This is a genomic window from Burkholderia seminalis DSM 23518, assembly GCF_902832885.1.
In the GTDB taxonomy this organism is placed as follows: Bacteria; Pseudomonadota; Gammaproteobacteria; order Burkholderiales; family Burkholderiaceae; genus Burkholderia; species Burkholderia seminalis.
Genome location: NZ_CADFDK010000006.1, coordinates 74,479 through 94,092, shown reverse-complemented (window position 1 = coordinate 94,092; position 19,614 = coordinate 74,479). Strand labels below are relative to the sequence as shown.

Here is a 19,614-nt window from a genome sequence, read left to right as displayed (position 1 = left end):
GATGGAGCGGAAGGAAGAACAAGGCCGTCGAGGCAGCAATCCATCGGGCACGAAGATCTGCGTGGCGGGTGCCGGCGCGATCGGCAGCACCCTGGCGGCACGGCTTGCCGCCAGTGGTCGGGCGGTCAGCGTGTTTGCGCGGGGCGCGACACTCGGGGCCATCCGCCGACGAGGGATCGAACTGGATGATCTGTCCGGTTCGATCCGGGTGAATGTCCCCGCCAGCGATCGAGCCGACGATTTCGATAGACAGGACATCGTATTCGTTTGTGCGAAGGCGCACGCGTTACCGGGTTTGCTGACGTCCATCAAGCCCATGCTCGGAAAGGAGACGGTAGTCGTTCCGGCGGTGAACGGGGTGCCGTGGTGGTATTTCGGCGGCGAGGGCGGTCGTGAGCACGGAAGCGCCGGCAGTGGCCCCGACTACGAATCGGTACGCGCGGTGGACCCGGACGGCAGCCTTGCCGCGATGCTGCCGTCACGGCAGATCCTTGGGTGCGTCGTGTATATCACCGCCGAAGTGCGCGAACCCGGGCGCGTTGTCGCAACCAATCCGCACCGGATGATTCTCGGCGAACTGGACAACCGTCCGAGCGTGCGCCTGGAGCAAGTCTGTGCGCTGCTCTCGGACGCGGGCATCGATACGCGCGCCAGCGGGCGCATTCGCGATGACGTATGGACCAAGCTGGTTGCCAATCTCTCGTCCAATCCGCTCTCCGTCATCACCGGTGGGACCTTGCAGGACATTTATGGCGCAGCGGAATTGCGCGAGGTGGTGGTCGACATGATGGGCGAGGTGATCAGCGTGGCCGAGCGCTACGGCGCACGCATCGCGCTGAATCAGGACGCATTTCTCGTCCAGGGGGAAAAGATGGGGGCATTCCGCACATCGATGCTGCAGGACTACGAGAAGGGACAGCGTCTGGAACTGGCGGCGATTGGCGATGCCGTGGTCGAGCTTGCCGACCGGTATGGCATTCCAATGCCGACTACCCGCGCGATTCTCGCGCTCACGCGTTATCGAACGACGCAGCGCACGCTTCGTTAAAGCATGTACGACAGAAGGGCATTTCAAACGGGAATAGTCATGACATATGCCACCCTTTCAGATATTCAAAAACCGAGCCACATTGCCGACGCAGAATGGGCGCTGCGTGTTCAGCTGACGGAGTTCTATCATCTGATCGATTACATGGGCTGGACGGAAATGATCTTCAACCATATCTCGGCGCGGTTGCCGGGCGAAGATGCACATTACCTCGTCAATCCATTCGGTTTGAACTACTACGAAGTGACGCCGGAGAACTTGCTGAAGGTCGACCACGAGGGGCATCTGATCGATCCATCACCGTATCCGGGCAATCCCGCCGGGTTCGCGCTGCACAGTGCGATCCATGGCGCACGGGAGGATGTGCATTGCATCGTCCACACCCATACGACGCCGATTTCGGCGATCGCCCTGAAGGAAGAGGGCTTTCGCCACGACGATTTCTACGGCGCGCAGCTGTTCGGGCGGGTGGCCTATCACACGTTTGAAGGGATCACGCTGTTTGCTGACGAGAAGACACGGATGCTCGCGAGCCTCGGCGACAAACATGTGCTCGTGCTGCGTAATCACGGTATCGCCGTTTGCGAGAAGGACATTCCGGGAACCTTCATGCTGCTGTGGACGGCGCAGCGTGCCGCTGAAATTCAATGCCAGGCCGCTGCGCTGCGCGGCAGCGATGTGCAGCTGGCGGATGCGATCAAGGCGCGCTGTTCGGAGCTTGCGGCGCAGTTGATCCGCCATGACCGGTTCGCGATCAAGCTGTTCGATGCGATGGTGAGGAAGATGCGGCACGGTCCACGGAGGTGACGGCAAGGCGTTGCCGGCCGAACGAGGCGGTCGCACGGAAAGTGGCGCGGCCGCGGCTAGCGCTCGTTCGAGCCAGCTGCGGGCGCACCGCCGCTTCGGGTCTCCGCGGCGGCTGGCTACGCATCGTATGCGGTTGATAGATGACGCGCTTCTCACGAGATCACGGCTGTCGTGGCGGGGGCCGGTCCACTTTCCACCAGCCCGCTAGCCCTATTTCGCGCCGACAAATATCCCCCATTCTGGAGAGCACCTTCCCACCGCGAGGGGCTAACAGAAAAAAATCGGCTCATTACACTGCGCCCGTCGCATCGCCGAGCAGCCTCGACGCGGCATATACGGAGCGCGGAAGCGTTACGACCGGAAAACGAAAGACCTGGGGGTAAATCGTCATGAGAATGCGTTGGGGGATCATCGCACCCGCCACCTTGCTTGCTGCCACCGCGCATGCGCAGAGCAGCGTGACGCTCTACGGCAAGATCGAGGACGGTATCAACTACACGAGCAACGCACGCGGCCACGGAACCGTGCAATTGCAAAGCGGCTATGACTACGGCAGCCGCTGGGGTATCAAGGGCACGGAAGATCTTGGCGGAGGCTACCAAGCGATTTTCACGCTCGAAAGCGGTTTCGACGTCAACACCGGCAAAATGAACCAAGGTGGCCGGGAATTCGGCCGCCAAGCCTTCGTCGGCATCGCGTCGGATCGGTACGGCACCCTGACGTTCGGTCGCCAGTACGATCCGAGCGTCGACATCTTCTCGCCGCTCACCGCCAACGGCAACTGGACCGGCTACCTGTTCTCGCATCCGTACGACAACGACAACACCGACTACTCGTTTCGCGTGAATAACGCGGTCAAGTACGTGTCGCCGGTGTGGCACGGCGTCACCGCGGAGGCGATGTACGGATTCAGCAATCAGGCGGGTGGCTTCGCGAACAACCGCCTGTATGGCGCCGCGCTGCAATACCAGCAGGGCGGGCTGACGGTCGGCGCGTCGTATTTGAAGATCAATCACGCAAGCAATGCCGATTCGACCGGCGCGATCACCGGCGACAATACGTTCGACGCATCGTCGCAGCAGAACATCGGCATCGGCGTGAATTATGCGTTCTCGAACGCGCTGGTGGGATTCACGTATTCGCACGTCGACGTCTACGATCCGACTTCGAACGCGTATTTCACCGGTACGACGCAGCCGGCGGGCGGTGCGTGGAAATCGTGGAAGTTCGACAACTTCGAGGTGAACGGCCTCTATCACTTCACGACCGCGTTCTACATCGGCGCGGCATATACGTACACTCAGGCCCGCGTCGCGTCGACGGTCGGCGCGTTCAATCCGAAGTGGCATCAACTGAGCACGAAGTTGAATTACGACTTGTCGAAACGCACATCGGTATTTGTGGAGGGCGTCTATCAGCATGCGATGAACGCGCACACCGGAACCGACTTCGACTACGCGTACATTCCGGGCGCCGCCGATATCTCGTCAGGCCCGAATCAATATGTCGCGCGTATCGCGCTGCTGCATCATTTCTGACGCCAATGCCGTTCGCGGAGTCATGCAGCCTCCGCGCCTCCCATCTCACCCCTCAATCGCCGACACGAGTCCCGGTTCGACAGGAACCGACCGATCTTGCTGCGGCGGGTTACCGACCCGCTGTCGTCGGCGATACACCGCCAACCGCCGCGTGCCGCATCGCGCGCGCGAAACTGCCTGACGGTGTCCGCATCACGGGCCAAGCGCTCGCCATGACGCGCCCCATCGATCGCCGCTTTCGTGGATCTCCATGCACTGCCGGCCCGGGGCGGTACCGATTCACTTTCGCAGCGGCGTGCGCGATCAAAGCGGCAGCACGGAAGTCTGCTTGATCTTCTGCATCGGAATCTCGGTTTTCACGCTCTGCACGCCGTCGATCCGGGTCAGGTGGTCGATCTGGAATTTCCGATAGGCGTCGATATTGGCGGTCACGACGCGCAGCAGGCAATCGCAATCGCCCGCCATCAAGTGGCATTCGAGAACCTGTGGAAGACGCTGGACCACCTCGGTGAAATGGTCGACGGTTTTCGCGTCCTGGCTTGTCAGCCAGATGCGGACGAAGACAGTCAGCCCCGCACCGATCTTCGATGCGTCGAGCAGCGCCGAGTAGCGCTCGATGACGCCGGCCTGCTCCAGCTGCTTGACTCGACGCAGGCACGGCGACGGCGACAAGCCCACCTTCTGCGCCAGTTCCACATTCTGGATTCGCCCGTCTTCCTGAAGCACTCTCAGAATGCGACGGTCCATTTCGTCCAGTTCGATCACGGCCATTGACCCAGCTTGTTCGATTGAGGCACACGATGCCTGAATGTTCGACTTTTGAAGCATTGAATTGCCAAACCGGTTTCATCTTAGGTCGAACACGCAACCGGAAATTATTTTTTCTACGATAAATTTTTGTCCGTAGCAGCCGGAACGGTCCCGCTGCCGATCAAGGAGCAAAAGATGAGCGCCAGTCCTGTCCAGGACTTCGAATTCGAAAGAAATCCTCACCCTGTCGAGGCCGCCGAGCGCACCGCGCTGCTCGACAATCCCGGTTTCGGCCGTGTCTTCACGGACCACATGGTGACGATCCGGTACTCGGCGGAACAAGGGTGGCATCACGCGAAAATCGGGCCGCGCGAGTCGTTTCGATTCGATCCGGCGACGCTCGTGCTGCACTACGCGCAAGAAATTTTCGAGGGCTTGAAGGCCTACCGGTTGCCGGACGGCGGCGCGGCCTTATTCCGTCCCGATGCGAATGCGCGGCGCTTTCGCCATTCGGCCGAGCGGCTCTCGATGGCACCGTTGCCGGAGGCGATGTTCGTCGAATCGGTACGTGCGCTGGTCCGGGCCGATCGTGACTGGATTCCGGCGTTCGACGGGGCGGCCCTGTATTTGCGTCCGTTCATGATCGCGACGGAGGCGGTGCTCGGCGTGAAGCCGTCGCCCGAGTACCTGTACTGCGTGATCGCGACGCCGGTTGGCGCGTACTTCAAGAGCGGCGCGTCGGGCGTGACGCTGTGGGTGTCGGAACACTACACGCGGGCGGCACCGGGCGGCACGGGCGACGCGAAATGCGGCGGCAACTATGCAGCCAGCCTGGCTGCCCAGGCGGAGGCGATCCGCGAAGGCTGCGAGCAGGTGGTGTTTCTGGATGCGGTCGAGCGCCGCTGGATCGAGGAACTGGGGGGGGGATGAACGTGTTCTTCGTGTTCGACGACGGGTCGATCCAGACGCCGCCGCTGAATGGGACGATTCTGCCAGGCATCACGCGCGCGTCGTTGATCACGCTGGCGCGTGATATGAATTACACGGTGCGGGAGGAGGGCTACACGATCGAGCAGTGGCAGGCGGATGCACGCAGCGGCCGTCTGGTCGAGGCGTTCGCATGCGGCACGGCGGCGGCCGTGACGGCGATCGGCCGGGTGAAGGGCCGTGCGTACGACTTCACGATCGGCGATGGTGGCGCGGGGCCGGTCACATTGCGCCTGAAGGCGGCGCTGCTCGATATCCAGAACGGGCGCGAAGCCGACCGCCACGGCTGGGTGGACCGCGTGTTTTGAGTTCGGCAACGCGGCCCTCACGACTCGCGAGGGCCGTCATGAAAGCCGCGGCCGGCGTTCGGCCGGAAACAGCCGCGCTGCCTCTTGGAATTCTTCGATCATGTCAGCTGTTTCGTTGTCGCGTGCCATTGACCGCCTGTTTATTGTCGACCCCGGTCTTCATCGGCTGCTGGGCGGTGTGCGCGCCGCGCTGGCGAGCTTGCTCGCCGGCGCGTTCGGCATTGCACTGGCGCTTCATCTCGGTTTTGCGATCACCACCGGCGCCGTTGGAATACTTTTTGCGATGATCGCACCGCTTTTCCTGCGTGATGCTCATCGGCTGGACTGGTATGAATCGCTTGCATGGCAGTACGGCGTCGCCTGCGCGAGTTTCGCCGCGGCCGCCTTCGTGAGCGCTTGGCCAGCCGTTGGCAAGGCAGGTTTCGTGCTCGTCCTGTTCTGTTCGATGCTGTGCCAGACCCGGGGGGCGCGCACGATCGGATGCGCGTTCCTGGCGATTGCCATGTACTACCTCGGTCTCTATCTGCATCCGATCGCGCCACAGGTCGGCCGCATGCTGGTGATGTCGATCGCAGGCCTCGCGAGTGTCGTATTCGTCTGCCGGACGCTGTTGCCGATGCATGCGGCGCGCACGCCCCGGCTCATCGCGCGCTCGGTATCGCTGCAAGCGGCATGCATCGCACGGAGTGACGTGCCGGCCGCCGGCGCATTGGACGCGATGGCGCATTTACTGGCGCTGAACGAGGCCGCCATCGCACTCGAGCATCACGCATCGACACTCGATGAAGGCGACGCGCACGCGTTGCACGCCGCGCTCGTCGCATTGGAGATCGCGGCGGCTCGACGCGTGCTGAACCACGATCGGACCGACGTTGCCGCCGCGGCGCTACGCGCCGCGATTGCTCGCTTCGATACCGTAGCCGGCGAAGTGGTGGCGCGCATGACCGTCACACGTCCGCCGGTGACGCCGCAGCGCGCGCCCGTGGTTCCGTGGATCGCCGGATGGCGCACGCTCGCATGGTTGCCGGCGATCCGCGCCGCGGCGGCTGCGTTCGCCGCGATGTTGATCGGCGAGACGCTGTCGTCGGAGCGGTGGATGTGGGCGGTGCTCAGCACATTCGTCGTGTTCTTTGGTACGTATTCGTGCGCGGACACGATCTATCGCGGCGCGCAACGTGTCGCCGGTACGCTCGCCGGCGCGCTCGCGAGCGTACTCGTCGTTGGTGCCATTCATCATGCGAATGCACTCGTGGTCATCGTAATGGGCGTTTGTGTGTTTGCCTGGGCGTACCACATCCTGCATGCATACGGGCGCGGTGTTTTTTTCCTCACGGTGCTGATCGGCCTCGTCTATGCGCAACTGGGGTTCGAGATCGGCCCACTTGCCGAACTGCGTATCGGCGAGGTGTTGATCGGCTGTGCGGTGTCGCTCGCGGCGGCGATGCTGGTGATGCCGCTGGCGGCGTCGCGCCACATTGTGACGCGCTCGCACAGCCTGTTGGCGGCGCTGCGCGAACTCGTGCACGAACGCGACGACGGCACGCGGCCGGGGGCGGCGCAGACGCGCGCGGCCGATCGCCGTTTTCACGAGGTGCGCCTGGCCATCAGGCCGCTGGCCGCGTGGCGCATGCGCCGGGTATCCGGCGATGCGCGACGGTTGTCGGACACGCTGCGCTACTGCTGGCTGTATGGCCGAATCGTAGCGACGCGCCTGCCTGTTGATGCCGATGACCCGGTGGTCGCATTCGAGCGGCATGCGCGCGCGGTCATCGTTACACGAATCGATGCGTTGATGCGCGATCTGGATCGCAGCGGCTCGATTCGACTCGATGCGGCCGCGCACGTCGCGCACGGGCCGCTCTCAATGTCCGGTGATCATCCGTTACCGCCCCAGCGGGACCTGGCCCGGCTCGACGCGAAGTTGATCGAACTCAATCGGGTATTCGAGGACGCGCTGTTCGGAAAGAGCCGGGCAAGGAACGATGGTCGGGACAACGGCGGCTCTCGCATCACTCCCCCCTTGCTCGCCGACGCGAGTGCGGGTGCGGCCGGAACCGGCTGATCTCGCCGGGGCGGGCCGCCGACAGGCCGTCGTCGGCGGTACCCGCTATCCGCAGATCATTCGGACGATCGTCCAGCGCATTGCCCGGACGGGAGCATTCGCGCGACCGATGTTCCGGTCGCGATACGTCGTTCAAGCATCCGGATCGAGCGCGAGCCGGATCGCATCGCGAGTCCTGCCTCGTGCCACGGCGGCCTGCATCGTGCGGAATGGCTCGATGAATCTCGCGTGGGCATCGAGGCCCAGAGCGGCGAACGGCTTCGAGTTGAGGATCGCAAGCGGATCGCCGCTTCGCACGCGATCGAGATCCGCTGCATCGAACCGCGGTTCGCTGACGGCGAACGGGTGGCCGAGATCGTCGATACCCTTCAGGTAATGCTGAAAGCAAGCCAGCAGCAGTGCTTCACGGCGCATGTCGCCGTTGTGCGCGATCAGTGCCCCGATGGTCTTTTCATGAAACACCGGGATTTTCGATGTGCCGTCGTGCGCGACGCGCAGCAACTGGTCGCCCAGTGCGGCGTTGCTGAAGCGCGCGAGCGTATCTTGAGCATAGGCGCGCGCGGACACGCCGTGCGGCAGCGTGAGGATCGGGCCGACGTCCCGGGTAAGGAAGGTGTCGAGCAGCGCGGCGAGATCGCGATCAGCCATTGCGTCATGGACGAAGCGATGTCCCAACAGAATCGCCGGATAAGCGAGCAACATGTGAGAAGCGTTCAGCATGCGTCCCTTCATTGCCTCGTACGCATGGACGTCGTCGCGCAATTCGACACCCGCGGCGTCGAATGCCGGGCGTCCAGCGCTGAAACTGTCCTCGACCACCCATTGCGAGAACGTTTCGGCAACGACGGGCGCCGTATCGTCAATGCCTGACGACCGGTTGGCGCGCAGGCGAACCGCGTCCGTCACCTGCGGCGCGATCCGATCGACCATGCTGTTCGGGAACGCGACGTAACGCTCGATCCAGGCAGCGAGATCGACGTCGACCGCACGCGCGAAATCGAGCACCGCGCGTCGTGCGGTATCGCCGTTACCGCGCAGATTGTCGCAGGACATCACGGTGAAGGGCAGTACGTTCGCGGCACGGCGCCGTCTGAGCGCTTCGACGATAAACCCGAACGCGGTACGGGGTGGCCCACCCAGGAGATCGTATGCGACGTCGGGCGCATCGAACCGAAATGCGCCGGTCGTCTCGTCGAGGTTGTAACCGCCTTCCGTGATCGTCAGCGATACGATCCGGATCGCTGGATCGGCAAGCCTGGCCAGTACCGCCTCGGGATCGCTCGGTGCGTGCAGATACTCGATCATGGCACCGATGACGCGCACGGTTGTCGTGCCGTCGCTCGAGAACTCCGTCAGCGTATAGAGGCAATCCTGTGCGCGGAGCGCATCGGCCTTTGCGATCGAGGACCGGCTGTTACCCAGCCCGATTCCGCATATTGCCCAGTTTTCGTGACCGGGCAGATGCAGCAAATGGTCGATGTAGCGCGCCTGATGTGCGCGGTGGAAATTGCCGACACCGATATGCGCGATGCCCGCCGTCAGGCGATGATGATCGTATCCAGGAACGGCGACGTGCGGCGCGGCCCGTCCGATGGTGGCATGGGAGAGCGGCTGGAGCGCGGCATCCTCGCGCTCCAGCATGGAAGCGTTGTCATTCATGATCATGGGGTGTTTCCTGGTCGAGGGAGGTCAGGCGCGCACGCGCAAATCGGGCGTCGCTTCGTGCATCTGTTGCAGCCAGCGTTCGACGAGGGACGGCAGCGCGGCCATGTCGTCGAAAACGACGGACGCACCTGCAGCGCGCAATTTGTCCGTTTGCGTTCGTGCCGCATGCGCGGCGCCCACGAAACCGAGTACGGTCATGCCGGCGGCGATCGCGGCTGCGGTCCCCGTCGCGCTGTCTTCGATGACGATGCAGCGTTCGGGCGCGACGTGCATGCGAACGGCGGCGGCCAAATAGACATCGGGGGCGGGCTTCGGCGAGGGCACCTGGTCGGCCGTCAACAATCGTTCGCCGAAAATGTCGGCCAGGCCGATCCGGTCGACCACGCTGCGCACGTAGGAAAGATCGCTGTTGCTCGCGCACGCCTTGACGAGCGGAATGGCGTCGAATGCGTCGCGCACGCCGTCGATGGCCGGCGCATTCACCGCGCTTGCGTGGACGTCCATGCGAATCGCCTCGGCCGTGTCGTCGTCGAGAGGCCGATCGACGATGGTTGCGACGGCGCGCAGCAGTTGCTCGGCGCGCATGCCGAGCATGGGGCGCACGACGTCGCGAAGGCCGGCGAGCGCCCACCGGTGCTCGAGGCGAGTCACGATGATGTGTTCGGCGATTGCCTCGCTGTTGACGAGCACGCCATCGCAATCGCTGATGAGCGCATAGTCCGAAAGTCGACGAGTGGCAGTGAGTTCGTTCATGTCGGTTTCCGTGATGGGGGGACGGGATCGATGCGACTGTCTTGACTGGGGGCGATCATGAATGGCGCGGTCCGAAGGTTCCGCGCTTCAATGCGCGCTCGATGTCCTCGAGACTGCGACCGCGCGTTTCCGGCACCATCAAGTAGATGAACACCCATGCGAGCGCGTTGAGACCCGCGTATGCCCACATCGCACCGCCGACACCGAGCCATTGGGTCACGGTCAGCGCAGTTCCGGTCAGCAGCAGGTTCGAGCCCCACAGCATCGCGGCGTGCGCGCCGGTGGCCTGGTTGCGAATCGCGACGGGATAGATTTCCGCGCCCGTCAGCCAGCCGATCACCTGGATACCGCCGGCGTTGAACACCATGAACGCGATCAGGCACGCGACGATCCACAGTTGCCGCATGGGCGAAACGACGTCGCCGCGCAGCAGGCAGCCAAGCAGGACAAGGCTGGCTGCCGCGACGGGCAGCGTCGCGAGGCTGAGCGTGCGGCGGCCGACATGGTCGACGATCAGCTTGCCGATGAAGGTCATCACGAGATAGGTGACCGCGACGCCGAGTGCGGCCCAGAGCGATGCCGACGCCCCGAATCCCGCGTCGCGCAGGAACGTCGGCGTGTAATAGATCATCATCTCGATGCCGCTGAGCTGGGTGAACGCGGCGACGCCGAGGCCGGCAACGAGGGCGGGGCGTACCCAGGGCTCGCGCATCGTGCGCCAGCCCGATGTTGCGCCGTGCTGTTGTCGCTCGACCACATCCCGGATATCGGCAATCTCGTGCCGGACGGCTGCTTGAGATTCCCGAACCTTCGACAACTCGCCATGCGCGTCGGCGATGCGATCCTGCTCGACGAGCCAGCGCGGGCTGCGCGGCAGTCTGGTCATGCCATACATCAGGATCACCGACGGGACGACGGCGATGCCGATCATCGCACGCCAAGGAAACAGGTCGTTGCCTGCGACGCCGATCAATGCTGCGAGCAGGATGCCGATGCCGATCGATACGTTGAAGTAGGTCACCAGGCGACCTCGCTTGTCCGGCTCCGCGAGCTCCGCGATGTAGGTCGGCACGATCTGCGTCGAGCCGCCGACCGCGAATCCGAGCACGAGCCGCGATGCGGCAAGGGACCACACGTCGGGCGATAGTGCGGCAGCCAGCACGCCGGCCGCATAGATCGCCGAGACGATCGTGATGGTCTTGCGGCGTCCGAGTGCGGCCGACATGCGGGTGCCGGCCAGTGCACCGATCACTGCGCCGAGCAGGATCGCCGCGGCGACGAGCTCTTGAGCGCGGTAGTCGAGCTCGAACTCACGCGCGATGAGGGGCAGGGCGCCCGAAATGATGCCGGTGTCGTATCCGTAGAGCCCGCCGGCGATCGCCGCGATCGATGCGACGGTACGCATGTAGGCGGACGGGGTGGGCCGGGGGCGGGCCGCGGGTGTGCCGGGAAAGGCAGAATCAGAAGCCATGACGGTTTTCCTTGTAATGCGTGCGTCGCGCGGGGTGAACGAACGCGTAACGTGACGACATGCGCCCGCTCCGGTAAAAGGCGCCGCCGCACGAGTGGCAACGCTTCACTGAAGTCGCGGAGCAGGACGGCGCAGACGGACGCTCAGGTGAGCGCGTGGACGTGGCCGGGCGGCATGCCGCCGCGTCGGGCAAATGGAACGCGCCGATAGGGTGGACTTCCGGTTTGTACCCGGGGGGATTGCCTGGTCATGTCGGTCACCGAGTGTGGAAACCGTTCGCGGCCCATCCAAACCGGTTTGGATCGAGGGCGTGACGATTCCTCTGGTTGAGCACGATCTGGAGCCGCACTTTGGAGCAAGGCGCCAGTGTCTCCTCTGGCGCTTCACGGCCTGCGTGGCAGGCGAACGATTCCGCCGTTGCCGGCTGGAGTCGTGAGGGTATTTCGGCGGACCCAACAATGAGGTGCCGAAAAAGGGGATGCCAGCCGAGGGAGGCTGGCGGGCTAGGGTCTCGTGGCGAAATCTACAAGGAGCTTGTCGCCCGAGTCATGAACAATTATCCAGAAAAGGAGCAAAAGATCAAGTCTACGAAATCATGTGGGCCACATGCCCGCAATCTGGCGGCAAGCTGTGGGTGAAAGTCGGGGCGGCACATTTCTCGTTGCTCGGCTCGCGGCCGTCGATACCGCCACCTTCGCGGATCTGATCGCACCGATCCGCGCGCGGCGCCTCCGAGGTCATTCCAGACGCCGCTGATCCATGCGTTGAGCATGGGAGGGCGCTGCGGGTGCACGGAGATTTATCCGGTGCTCACGACTTGCTGCGCTGCATCCGCCGCACCTGCAGCCAAACGGCCGATATCAGGAAATAGAGGGCGCCGATCGCCGCGTAGCCTGCGATCTTCACGATCGCGGGCGGCATGGATGCGTGGCTTTGGACAATGAAGAACAAACCGGCCAGCGCTGATTGCGCACCGCTCAGGACCATCACCCACTGCGCGCCGACATGCTTCCAACGACGCACGGCGGTGCCGAGCTGAAGCGCACCGGAGAGAATGGCCCAGATGCCGAACACCGTGAGTACCGCGTGCATGCCAGCATTCAACGCCGCTAATACCGCCAGGGTCGCGACGGCGCTGATCGCGACGTTGACCGCCTGCGTACGATTTGCTGCCGTCCCGCCGCTGCGAGCCAGGTCGACGAAATTGGCGAGCGCGTCCCAGGCCGGATAAACGACCAACAGGATCGCTGCGCAGGCCGCGCTCTGCCGCCCGACGGAAAACGCCAGCGCGACCCAGATCAGCGAGAATATCGCCCTGGAAAAGTAGTACCGTTTCAGCCATCGACCGTCGGCTGGAGCATGGAATTCGGGGCGGCTGTTAACCATTTGCACTCCTTTGTATATCGAATCATCGTGCCGGTCGGCGGGCAGGGGCGCAGCTGACCGGATCTCCAATGCGCCGAGTATCTCAATCGTCGGGGGCTGCCGCTATCGGTCGGATGTCCGATGGTGAAGGTTCGGCGGTTGCCCAGGCCGATGCAGGGTATCTCGCGTATCGACAATGACGGTTGTGCCGTTCAGGTCGGCCCGTCGTTCTCTCGTGCCGGGCGATCTGGCGCAGGCGCGCCGGCGTCCGCCCATCGGTCGCCCAGCGCCGCGATCGCGAAGTAGACGGCACCCATCGCTTCGCAGGAAAGCAGCGCGCCGGCCAGTGCCGTTCGCGCGCCGGCCGAGATCGTTCGCCATGACGTGCCGGCATCCCGCCGGCGCGCCACGGCGATGCCGATCCGCAGCACCCCCGACAGCACGGCGAATATGCCGAGCGCCCGGGGCAGGCCGCTCGCCAATGCAACGATGAAGCGCTGACGTTCCGACATGGCGGCCGCCCTCACGGTTCGGTCACTCGCGTGACGGTTGCCTATCCTGGCATCCGGCCGTTCGCGGGGGCCATCGGACAAATAACCGATGGAGCCGGCCAGAACTGACGCATGGCGGCGCGCAACCGCCGTTACTGCGCGTACGAGACGACATCCGTGATGTGCCGATCGGGCGCGATATCGGTGAACGCGTCGATGTCGGCCATGACGTCCACCGCCTCCGCCGACGCGAACGCGGCGTCCAGCGCGGCCCGATCCACGAAGCGGCACATCGCCACGACGATCAGTTCGCTGTCCTCTCTCGAGGGGAAGAAGGCATCGACATATTCGAGCCCGTACCGTTTCCAGGATTTCTCCACCAGCGGAATGTGTTGCTCGACGTAGTAGCGAACATCGAACCGGGTACCCGCGGCTCGGCGATAGGAAACGACGAAATACATGAGGCCTCTCCAGGTCGGACTGATGCAACGATGAATGTCGAGACGGGCGACTACGGCCGATTGCGTTCAGGGCCGAAGCCCGGCCGGGCGGCCGCCCGCACCGAGGTCGGCGCGGCGGGCGCGCGAGCGAGCGAGATGCCCAGCGCGGCGCCGGCGGCGAGGAACAACGAAATCGAGAGAAGCGCGACGATGAACGCGTGCGCAATGGCCGCCGGATCCTGGCGCGTGCCCAGGACCGTATAGAAAATTCCGCCGATGATCGCGACGCTGAGCGACGTGCTGACCTGCAGCGTCGAACTGGCAATGCCGGCGATCATGCCGGAAAGCGCCGGTGCGACGCGCCCGGTCACCATGCGCATCAGCGTGGGCAGCGCGAGCCCCTGTCCGAAACCGATGACGAACAGCGCGGCGGCGAGCGGGACCGACGCGAGCGGCATCCCGATCGGCGTGGCATCGATCAACCACGCGAGGCCGACGAGCCCGACGACCTCCAGCCCCATGCCGAACGGATTGACGTAAGCGCCGATGACACGTGTGCAGAAAGGCGTCGACAATGGCCCGAGCAGGAACCCCACGCCGAACGGCAAGAACACGAGGCCCGCGCTCAGCGCGTCGACGTGCAACGCGTTTTGCAGATACACCGAAAACAGCAGGAAAAACCCACCGATCGCATACAGCAGCAGCGCGATCAGCAATGCCCGTCCCAGCCCTGGCGCGCGCAGCGCGGCCGGATCGAGCAGCGGTGCGCCGCCGCGGCTGCCCAGCCGGCGCTCGTAGCGCCAGAAGCACGCGGCGAGGGCCGGCACCGCGAGCAGCGACACCCATGCCCAGACGGGCCAGCCCGCTTCGCGTCCCTCGATCAGCGGCACGATCAGCGCGCCCAGCGTCAGCATCGACAGCGCGGTGCCGCCGAGGTCGAGCTTGCGCGCATGCTGCGCGCGCGTTTCCTTCAACAGCGGAATCCCGAACAGCACGACCAGAATCGCCAGCGGCAGATTGACGAGGAAGATCGTGCGCCAACCCAGGTTCAGCAGGTTCAGCGAGATCAGGATCCCGCCCAGCGCCTGCCCGACCACGGCGGCGAGGCCGAACACCGCGCCATACAGGCTGAGCGCGAGCGGCTTCTCCGCTTCCGGGAAGATCGCCTGGATCGAGGCGAGTGCCTGCGGCGCCATGATCGCGGCCGTCACGCCCTGCAATGCGCGACCGACGATGAGCGTCCACGGCGAGCTGGCGAGGCCGCACAGCATCGAGGCCGTCGCAAATCCGATCAACCCGAGAAAGAACATGCGACCGCGGCCGAACAGGTCGCCCAACCGTCCGCCGGTGATCAGCGTCACCGCGTACAGTCCGGCATACGACGAAATGACGAGTTGCTCGGCCGACGACGAGGCGCCCAGCTCCGCGCGGATCGACGGCAGCGCGACATTGATGATGAAGAAGTCCAGCGGCGGCAGGAACGCGCCGACGAGCAGGACCGAAAACATCGCCCAGCGACGCGGGTCGGGCGAGACGGGATCATTTTGTGACATCAACGGCTCTCCATACGGAACCGATTAGTTCCAAATTGGGTAAAAAAATTCAGTCGAGGAGGCGCATCGTGCGGTCGACCAGCGCGAGCATGTCGCGCTCGGGTACGCCGGTTTTCCCCAGCACGCGCATGCCTTCGACCTGGCAGACGAGCAGACGCGCCAACACCTGTTCGTCCTGCTCGGCGATCTCGCCGCTCGCCTGGCCGCGGACGATCGCGCCCGCATAGAGCTGCTGCAGGCGCCGGAACATGCGCCCCGTGCGCTCCGCGACATCCGCGTCGCGCGCGGCCAGTTCGGTGGTCATCGCGACCGCGAGGCACCCCCGCCGGCCCGCCTCGCCGACGGACAGGTGCGCATAGCGCAGCAGCGAGTCGCGAATCGCATCCTTCACGGGGCCGGGTTGCGACAGGATGTCCGCGGTCGCCTTGAGCCCGTCGGCCATATACAGGTCGAGCGCCGCCAGCAGCAGCGCCTTCTTGTCGCCGAATGCCTTGTAAAGACTGCCGCGCGACAAGCCGGTGCCGGCCATCAGGTCGGGCAGGGACGCGCCTTCATAGCCGTGGTCCCAGAAAACCTCCATCGCGTCGCGCGCGGCATCGCCAAGTTCGAATTCGCGGGGGCGGCCCACGCCAGCCGGATTTGCCATCGGTCAGTATCGCAAATGATGCGGTGCTTGAAAGTGGCCTTCATTATATGGACCGATCGGTTCCGATGTCAATGTGCATGTAACGGCAGGGCGCCTGTTCACGCGGACGCTGCGCACCGTCGCGGGGGGCGAAGCGCCGCGTACATCGCATCGTAGGCCTCGCGTATGATCTGCGGTGATCTCCACGATTTTCCGTGTCCATGCCCACGTTCGACGTCGATGCAAACCAGAACACGCTGCGGGTGTTCGATTCGGTAAGAGCGCTCGCGTTCGTCGGGGACCTCAGCATGGGACAGCCGACCGACCATTCATTGCGCACCGGATGGCTGGCGGCGCGACTCGCGCGCGCGGCCGGGCTCGATTCGCAGACTTGCGATACGGTGCGCGAGGTGGCGCTGCTGCGCTGGTCGGGCTGCACCGCGAACGCGGCGGGCTTCGCCGACGTGTTCGGCGACGACATCGCGATCAGGCTGGCGATGCTCGAGGGACGATCCGACTGGGCGGCGCCGCTGGAGGCGCTGGGTGGCGCAGCGTCCGTCATGTTGCCGCTCGCGCAGACTCACTGCGAGGTATCGGGAGAGATTGCGAGCATGTCGGGCCTGTCCGGCATGACGGCAACGTCGCTCCGTCACATCTTCGAAACGTGGGATGGCGCGGGGTTTCCCGCGAACATGGCTCGCGACGCGGTGCCGATGCCCGTGTTTGTGGTCGCGCTGGCGGGCGACCTGGAGGTTTTCGGTCGTACCCATGGCATCGAGCGGGCGCTCGAGCTCATCGAGCAGCGTTCCGACAGTCGATATCCGGCCCATCTCGTCGGAACGGCCGTCAGGAACGCAAGCGGCTGGCTGGAGGAGGTCGGGCGTGCGACGCTCGACGATTTCGACGCCGCGCTGATCACGCCCGACATGCAACGGACGACCTCGGCCGAACTGATCGCCGATGTGATCGATCTCAAGTTGCCCTGGATGACGGGCTTTTCGCGTGCGGTCGCGACGACCGCGGCGGCAAGCTGCGAGCGGCTTGCACTCGATCGAACGGCGCAGGCGCGCGTCTACCAGGCTGCGTTGATTCACGGTATAGGCCGTGCCGCCGTCCCCAACGCGGTGTGGAATCAGCGCGAGACGCTGCCGGCCAGCGCGTGGGAAAAGATTCGGCTGGTGCCGTACTGGACGGCGCGCGCCGGCAGGCAAACCGGGGCCCTCGCCGAGGCCGCCGAGCTCGCTTCCCACGCTTACGAGCGGCAGGACGGATCGGGATACTTCCGCGGGGCAGCCGGCCGTGCGTTGACGCTCGAGGCGCGTGTGCTGGCCGCCTCGGTAGCGTGGGTGGCGCTGCGTTCGCCACGGCCCTGGCGCGACGCGCTGTCGGCCGAAGCCGCCAGGCAGGTGTTGCGCGAAGAGGTCGAGCGCGGCCGGTTGAGCAACGAAGCGGTCGATGCGATCGTGGAGCCGGCACCCACGGGCGGACGGTTCGCGAAACGCGCCACGCAGGGGGCGCGGCTGTCGGCGCGGGAGATGGACGTGCTGCGCGTGATCTCGCGCGGCGCGAGCAACAAGGAAGCCGCGCGCGCGCTCGCGATGAGCCCGAGCACCGTGCGCACCCACGTCGAAAGCATGTTTCGCAAGCTCGATTGCTCGACGCGCGCGGCAGCCACACTCAAGGCGTCGGCGATGGGGCTGCTGTAGCGATAGAGCCTTGCCCGGTCGCAACGTATCGTGATTCGGCGATGTCGCCGTCGCGCGAGCGGGCCGCCAGCGCCGGGCGGTCACTCCAGCCGTATCGGTCACTCGACCGATACGCGTGGCATGGGTCGTCGCGTAATCTGGGGCGCTTCGATGGCTTCCCCTTCGGTACGAATGCCGCGACGCGCGCGCTGCCCCGGCACCGTCAACCCCCACCATTCATGAATCTACTGTTGCGTTTGTGCGTTACGTTCCTGCTGAGCCGGCGACGTCGGCGACTGCATGTCCTCGACACCTGCGTCACGCCGTTCCGCGTGTGGCCCAATGACCTCGATGTGCTGCGCCACATGACGAATGGCCGCTACTTCGCCATTCTCGATCTGGGGCGGGTCGATCTGTTGCTGCGCTCGCGCGTGTGGCCGCGCGTCAATGCGCAAAAGTGGTATCCCGTCGTCACGCTCGAGACGATACGATTTCATCGATCGCTGCATTTGTGGGAGCGTTACGACGTCACGACGCGTGTGATCGGTTGGGACGAAAAACATGTGTTTCTGGAGCAGGGGTTCAGGCGTGGCGGGGTCGAGGTCGCGCTCGGCGTCGTGCGAACGCGGTTCCTGAAGCGCGGCGGCGGCACCGTGCCGACCGACGAACTACTGGCGCGGATCGGCGTGACCCAGCCATCGCCCGATCTGCCCGAATGGGTCGTGCAATGGAGCCGGGCCGAGGGCGGGATGACGGTGCGTGCGGAATCGGTCCTGCAAACCTGACGCACCGCGATGCGTAGCCGGGCGCGGACATGCTGTCAGCGGTCGCCATGGCCTTCGTCGGCGCCGGCAGTATGGCGGTCGGCGTGGCCGACGACATGATCGTCCCGGGGGCAGGGCAGTTCGGTTGCGGCGCGGTGCATGCGCTCGGCAGCTGGGACACGAGGGTGACCGCCACGCCCCCCCCAAAGACGCGGGCAAGCTGACCATCCGGGTCCTGCTCGCGAACCCCGGAGCGTCAACACAGGCGCCCAGGTGTCGGCGCCGCCTGACTAAGCCCGTCGAGCGGGTCACCGGCCGCGTCTTCGTGAAGACGGCATGGAGTCTCGACACACTGAACGCCGACCTGGTCGCCACCCCCGACGACGTGATGGCGCGCTATCGGGTCGCTTTCGGGCACGGTGACGGCATGTGGCGGGATAAATCCGCCACCTTCAATGCGCGCGAGGGGCTGAGCGTGCTCGACGTCGAAGCGTACCTGCGGCTGGTCGGCCCTCGCTGACGCGTCCCTCGGCGGCCTGCCGCCGTTGTTCCGGCCGGCCGCCTGTACATCGGCTCGGCAGGAGTCCGACCGGGGTCGGTCGTTCGACCGATACCGGCGCGTCGCGGCAATTGCGATCCTTCTCGTCACGCCCATGTCACCACGGCATGGCCCGCGCACCATCCGCAAGGTTACGAGGACGTTCGCTTTGAAGCGCTCGACGATTCATCCGCTGTGGGTTCGTCTTTTCCACTGGCTCAATGCCGCCGCAGTCATCGCCCTGTGCCTGAGCGGCTGGCAGGTCTACAACGCATCGCCGATTTTCAGGACGGTTACGTTTCCGCCTTCCATCACGCTTGGCGGCTGGCTGGGCGGTGCGCTCCTGTGGCACTTCGCGGCGATGTGGATCCTGGCCGGCAACCTGTTCGTCTATCTCGTGCTCGGCATTGCAACCGGGCGGTTGCGCAGGAAGCTGCTGCCGCTCGGCATGCGGGCGGTCTTTTCCGACCTCGCCGCCGCGCTGCGCGGAAAGCTGGGTCATGACGATCCGGCACGGTACAACGCCGTGCAGAAGTTCGCGTATCTCGGCGTGCTCCTCGATATCGGGCTGCTCGTGCTGTCGGGGCTCGCTATCTGGAAACCGGTGCAGTTCCCGGTCCTGCGGACATTGATGGGTGGATTCGACAACGCGCGCGTCGTTCATTTCGTCGCCATGAGCGTGATCGTCGGTTTTTTTGCCGTTCACATCGTGATGGTCGCGCTCGTTCCGCGCTCACTGCTGACGATGATTCGAGGGCGCTGAT

Annotated in this window: 17 protein-coding genes and 1 pseudogene; 9 read left to right on the top strand and 9 right to left on the bottom strand. The window is 64.8% G+C overall.

Going from position 1 to position 19,614, the window contains the following annotated elements:
* Window position 1: 1 nt before the first annotated feature.
* The 3 genes from HWX00_RS19835 (at window position 2) to HWX00_RS19825 (ending at window position 3,393) form a co-directional block, all read left to right on the top strand.
* Entirely contained in the window at window positions 2-1,048 is a 1,047-nt protein-coding gene (locus HWX00_RS19835; RefSeq protein ID WP_175027514.1) for a ketopantoate reductase family protein, read from the top strand.
* A 39-nt stretch (window positions 1,049-1,087) separates the two neighbouring features.
* The gene (locus HWX00_RS19830) at window positions 1,088-1,855 is read left to right on the top strand and encodes a class II aldolase/adducin family protein (RefSeq protein WP_034191365.1); all 768 of its coding nucleotides are present in this window, start codon (window positions 1,088-1,090) and stop codon (window positions 1,853-1,855) included.
* Between the two features lie 389 nt (window positions 1,856-2,244).
* Window positions 2,245-3,393, top strand: coding sequence for a porin (locus HWX00_RS19825; protein ID WP_034191366.1), 1,149 nt, complete (start codon window positions 2,245-2,247; stop codon window positions 3,391-3,393).
* 303 nt (window positions 3,394-3,696) lie between these two features.
* Here the strand turns inward: HWX00_RS19825 and HWX00_RS19820 are convergent, their stop codons facing one another.
* Window positions 3,697-4,155, bottom strand: coding sequence for an Lrp/AsnC family transcriptional regulator (locus HWX00_RS19820; protein ID WP_034191669.1), 459 nt, complete (start codon window positions 4,153-4,155; stop codon window positions 3,697-3,699).
* A 183-nt stretch (window positions 4,156-4,338) separates the two neighbouring features.
* Here HWX00_RS19820 and HWX00_RS19815 point away from each other — a divergent pair.
* Window positions 4,339-5,438: pseudogene (locus HWX00_RS19815) on the top strand (branched-chain amino acid aminotransferase).
* Window positions 5,439-5,538: 100 nt separating this feature from the next.
* The gene (locus tag HWX00_RS19810) at window positions 5,539-7,500 is read left to right on the top strand and encodes an FUSC family protein (RefSeq protein ID WP_244131182.1); all 1,962 of its coding nucleotides are present in this window, start codon (window positions 5,539-5,541) and stop codon (window positions 7,498-7,500) included.
* Window positions 7,501-7,632: 132 nt separating this feature from the next.
* On the opposite strand, the gene HWX00_RS19805 is transcribed toward HWX00_RS19810, so the two are convergent.
* From HWX00_RS19805 to HWX00_RS19770, 8 genes are all read right to left on the bottom strand, one after another.
* A complete protein-coding gene (locus HWX00_RS19805) occupies window positions 7,633-9,165 on the bottom strand; it encodes a mannitol dehydrogenase family protein (RefSeq protein ID WP_226193932.1) in 1,533 nt (510 codons plus the stop codon).
* A gap of 24 nt (window positions 9,166-9,189) precedes the next feature.
* Complete coding sequence (locus HWX00_RS19800; RefSeq protein WP_175027513.1) at window positions 9,190-9,918, bottom strand: HAD family hydrolase; 729 nt, start codon at window positions 9,916-9,918, stop codon at window positions 9,190-9,192.
* A gap of 55 nt (window positions 9,919-9,973) precedes the next feature.
* Window positions 9,974-11,389 carry a sugar porter family MFS transporter gene (locus HWX00_RS19795; protein WP_175027512.1) on the bottom strand — a complete coding sequence of 472 codons (1,416 nt, stop codon included), beginning with the start codon at window positions 11,387-11,389 and terminating at the stop codon, window positions 9,974-9,976.
* Between the two features lie 810 nt (window positions 11,390-12,199).
* The gene (locus HWX00_RS19790; RefSeq protein WP_124609836.1) at window positions 12,200-12,775 is read right to left on the bottom strand and encodes a DUF308 domain-containing protein; all 576 of its coding nucleotides are present in this window, start codon (window positions 12,773-12,775) and stop codon (window positions 12,200-12,202) included.
* A gap of 191 nt (window positions 12,776-12,966) precedes the next feature.
* Window positions 12,967-13,266 (bottom strand): hypothetical protein, encoded by a 300-nt coding sequence (locus HWX00_RS19785; RefSeq protein WP_034191371.1) that lies wholly within the window; start codon window positions 13,264-13,266, stop codon window positions 12,967-12,969.
* Window positions 13,267-13,397: 131 nt separating this feature from the next.
* A complete protein-coding gene (locus HWX00_RS19780; RefSeq protein ID WP_049029468.1) occupies window positions 13,398-13,706 on the bottom strand; it encodes an EthD family reductase in 309 nt (102 codons plus the stop codon).
* 50 nt (window positions 13,707-13,756) lie between these two features.
* On the bottom strand, window positions 13,757-15,238 hold the full coding sequence (locus tag HWX00_RS19775; protein ID WP_124669318.1) for an MFS transporter: 1,482 nt from the start codon (window positions 15,236-15,238) through the stop codon (window positions 13,757-13,759).
* A 49-nt stretch (window positions 15,239-15,287) separates the two neighbouring features.
* A complete protein-coding gene (locus tag HWX00_RS19770) occupies window positions 15,288-15,884 on the bottom strand; it encodes a TetR/AcrR family transcriptional regulator (protein WP_034191374.1) in 597 nt (198 codons plus the stop codon).
* Between the two features lie 200 nt (window positions 15,885-16,084).
* Between HWX00_RS19770 and HWX00_RS19765 the strand changes: the two genes are divergently transcribed.
* From HWX00_RS19765 to HWX00_RS19750, 4 genes are all read left to right on the top strand, one after another.
* The gene (locus HWX00_RS19765) at window positions 16,085-17,569 is read left to right on the top strand and encodes an HD domain-containing phosphohydrolase (RefSeq protein ID WP_175027511.1); all 1,485 of its coding nucleotides are present in this window, start codon (window positions 16,085-16,087) and stop codon (window positions 17,567-17,569) included.
* A 218-nt stretch (window positions 17,570-17,787) separates the two neighbouring features.
* The gene (locus HWX00_RS19760) at window positions 17,788-18,333 is read left to right on the top strand and encodes a thioesterase family protein (protein WP_059556536.1); all 546 of its coding nucleotides are present in this window, start codon (window positions 17,788-17,790) and stop codon (window positions 18,331-18,333) included.
* Window positions 18,334-18,637: 304 nt separating this feature from the next.
* On the top strand, window positions 18,638-18,832 hold the full coding sequence (locus HWX00_RS19755) for a hypothetical protein (protein ID WP_175027510.1): 195 nt from the start codon (window positions 18,638-18,640) through the stop codon (window positions 18,830-18,832).
* A 187-nt stretch (window positions 18,833-19,019) separates the two neighbouring features.
* A complete protein-coding gene (locus HWX00_RS19750) occupies window positions 19,020-19,613 on the top strand; it encodes a cytochrome b/b6 domain-containing protein (protein WP_226193991.1) in 594 nt (197 codons plus the stop codon).
* The last annotated feature ends 1 nt before the right edge of the window (window position 19,614 follow it).